The organism is Vibrio sp. V43_P6S15P86 (assembly GCF_009904725.1).
GTDB classification, from domain to species: Bacteria; Pseudomonadota; Gammaproteobacteria; order Enterobacterales; family Vibrionaceae; genus Vibrio; species Vibrio diabolicus.
In genome coordinates this window covers 1-3024 of the sequence record NZ_WXWT01000450.1, presented here as the reverse complement: position 1 = coordinate 3024, position 3024 = coordinate 1, and the positions used below count along the sequence as shown (strand labels likewise).

Genomic DNA, 3024 nt, shown 5'->3' with positions numbered 1-3024 from the left:
TTGTAACTAAATATAGCAAAAAGATAAGTGAATTTTTTTAGGTTTTACCATTAGTTGACGTAAGGTAATAACCAACTGAAAAATAATAAAAAAGCCGCATCATGCGGCTTTTTTAAAAACTGTCTTTATTACTCGTCAAATAGACCTAGGTGCTCTTTCGCGTATGCCTCGAACTCGTCGCAGCCACCGATGTGCTCTTGGTCGATAAAGATTTGAGGAACAGTTTCAACTGGTTTACCAACTGTTTTCTCAAGATCTGCTTTAGAAATGCCTTCAGCATGGATATCAACGTAACGGTAGTTGAAGTCGTCACGCTTCGCTTTTAGCGTTTCTGCGTGTTCTTTTGCACGAACACAGAAAGGACATGCAGGGCGACCAAAGATAACAACGAACATAATCTTATTTCTCCTAAATCTATTCTTTTTTGAAAGCGTACAAAACATAGCGGCTGAGTGCGCTCTCTTTTGTTGTAGTAACTATGCCCGATCCAGATACGGAAATAAAGCGGCAATTACCTCTTGGTTCTATAGGTGAAATCTATCGAATAAAAACTAAACGCGCTCCCTTATTCTATGGCTCTAAAGTATGTGAAGTGACGCATAAAAAACATACATTTTAAGGGGTTAATGATGGCAAGGTGGAATTGGTCAATTTTTTTTATTCAAAAACATAGCAATCTAATCTGGCTATACGCAAATGACTTCAACTCTTACATAAGTGTTAAATCAGAGGGCAAGAGGTTATTTGGGTATATTATTTTGGGAGGATGTGTATGTTTCAGTTTATGACTGCAACAAGGATTATATTTGGTGAAGGTGCACTTCAGTCTTCATTATCCGTTATCAACCAATTTGGCTACAGTGTTTTACTGGTAACTGGGAAGGACACCCAACGAGCCACGCCCATCATTAACTACCTTAAAGCTCAAAATATGCGTTACCAACACGTAGCAATCAATGGCGAACCTTATATCACAATGGTAGAAGAGACCGCGGTACTCGGTAGAAAATTCCAGCCTGATATGGTGATTGCTATTGGCGGTGGCAGTGTCATCGATATGGGTAAAGCTCTAGCCGCTATTATTCCTAACCAAGGCAATGTTTACGACTACGTCGAGGTGGTAGGAAGAAACGTACCATTAAAGGCTAAACCTCTTCATTTTATTGCAATTCCTACGACAGCAAGCACGGGTTCAGAGGTGACTCGAAATGCGGTGTTGAAGTCTGGACAAGATAAAGTGAAAGTGAGTCTTCGAAGCCCTGATATGCTGGCAGACGTTGCCATTGTGGATCCGACGCTCACTTATGGAACCGATCAATACACATCCGGGCGTGGCGCGATGGATGCGTTCACTCATTTGATGGAAGCGTATGTGTGTGGTGAGCCAAATCCTCTTACAGATATGGTGTGCGAAGAGGGACTTCGTCGTTTAAGCCGTTCAGTGATTGCTGCTTGTAAGCAAGATAATCATAAGGCTCGGTCGGACTTATCGTTCGCTGCGTTGCTTGGTGGCATGGCCATTACTAACGCCAAATTAGGTGCTGCGCATGGGCTTGCGTCGGCGTTAGGAGGTAAGTTAGATGCTCCCCACAGCGTGATCACGGCGCGTCTTGCACCGCACGTGATGCAGGAAAATATTAACGCCGCGAAGCTCGCTGGCAGGAATGATGTGATAAGTCGTTATCGTAAACTTGCCCAATTGGTTACCGATCGTGCGAACGCGAATGAGCACGATGGGGTTCTTTGGGTAAATATGGTGTTAGATAAGTTAGCGTTGCCGTTACTTGGCCAATTCGGAGTATGCCAAACTTCTTTTGAACAAGTGGCGAACGATGCGCTTAAGTCGATGGCGATCAAAGGCAACCCGTTACCCCTTAATCAGGAACGTTTGATATACATATTGCAGCAAGTCTGTGATTGCAGTGGAGAGTGTGTGGCAGAGAGCACACAACACGTGAGCTCTGTAGAAGTGCTTGAATCAAGAACGGACTTATCGAGTGTGAACGACTTGGGTTGATGTATTGATCTAAAGCACATTGAAAAAAGGGGAGCGTTGAGCTCCCCTTTATTAAATCTTTCACTAAACAGCAGGACTTAGTACTGACTTAGCTTGTCATAGCGACTGTCTTTCAACGCATCTTTTACGCGTTTTAGGTTCTCACGGAAACCTGTACCACGGCGGAGTGTGAAGCCAGTTGCCAGTACATCAATCACCGTCATCTGTACAACTCGACTCGCCATTGGCATATAGACGTCGGTATCTTCAGGAATATCAAGCGTAATAGCGAGTGAACTTGCCTTTTCTAGCGGTGAGTCCTTTGCTGTAATCGCAATGACTGTCGCGCCGTTTTCACGAGCAAGGTTTGCTATTTCGACCTGACTCTTCGTTCGACCTGTGTGAGAAATAAGAACCACAACATCATTATCACTGCAGTTAATACAACTCATGCGCTGCATGACAATGTCTTCAAAACAAGTAATTGGAATGTTAAAGCGAATAAACTTGTTTTGTGCGTCTCGGGCTACAGAAGATGATGCACCAAGACCAAAGAATGAAATGCGCTTCGCTTGCGTTAGCAAATCGACCGCACGGTTCACTTGCATTGGATCTAGGCTGTTTTTCGCGACATCTAAACACGCCATGGTCGATTCGAAAATCTTATGGGTGTACGCGTCTGGGCCATCGTCTTCTTCCACGTTACGGTTAACGTAAGGGGTACCGTTGGCTAGGCTCTGTGCCAAGTGAAGCTTAAAATCTGGAAAGCCCTTGGTGTCCAGACGACGACAGAAGCGGTTTACAGTGGGCTCACTAACATCAGCCATTTTAGCCAACGTTGCAATGCTTGAATGAATTGCAGTTTGTGGAGACGCCATAATTACTTCCGCAACTTTGCGCTCTGACTTACTGAAATTCTCCAGGTTTTTTTGAATTTTTTCTAATGTATTCATAGTGTTCACGAGGGTATAGAGAACAACTCGCTGGCTCTGTTAACGAAAGGAAACACGAAGATTCCAGAGTAGAGT

At 44.0% G+C, this 3024-nt stretch carries 3 protein-coding genes; 1 reads left to right on the top strand and 2 read right to left on the bottom strand.

What is annotated here, in order from left to right; all coding sequences use genetic code 11:
* Nucleotides 1–128: 128 nt before the first annotated feature.
* Nucleotides 129–395, bottom strand: coding sequence for a GrxA family glutaredoxin (locus CAG69_RS20080; protein WP_005378026.1), 267 nt, complete (start codon nucleotides 393–395; stop codon nucleotides 129–131).
* A 377-nt stretch (nucleotides 396–772) separates the two neighbouring features.
* Between CAG69_RS20080 and CAG69_RS20075 the strand changes: the two genes are divergently transcribed.
* A complete protein-coding gene (locus CAG69_RS20075) occupies nucleotides 773–2017 on the top strand; it encodes an iron-containing alcohol dehydrogenase (RefSeq protein ID WP_005393219.1) in 1245 nt (414 codons plus the stop codon).
* 77 nt (nucleotides 2018–2094) lie between these two features.
* On the opposite strand, the gene CAG69_RS20070 is transcribed toward CAG69_RS20075, so the two are convergent.
* Nucleotides 2095–2949: a MurR/RpiR family transcriptional regulator gene (locus CAG69_RS20070; protein WP_005378021.1), complete on the bottom strand. Its 855-nt coding sequence runs from the start codon at nucleotides 2947–2949 to the stop codon at nucleotides 2095–2097.
* Between the last annotated feature and the right edge of the window lie 75 nt (nucleotides 2950–3024).

Coding starts and splice junctions, on each gene's coding strand:
- CAG69_RS20070 (WP_005378021.1), bottom strand. CDS start 2,949: ATGAATACATTAGAAAAAATTCAAAAAAACCTGGAGAATTTCAGTAAG.
- CAG69_RS20080 (WP_005378026.1), bottom strand. CDS start 395: ATGTTCGTTGTTATCTTTGGTCGCCCTGCATGTCCTTTCTGTGTTCGT.
- CAG69_RS20075 (WP_005393219.1), top strand. CDS start 773: ATGTTTCAGTTTATGACTGCAACAAGGATTATATTTGGTGAAGGTGCA.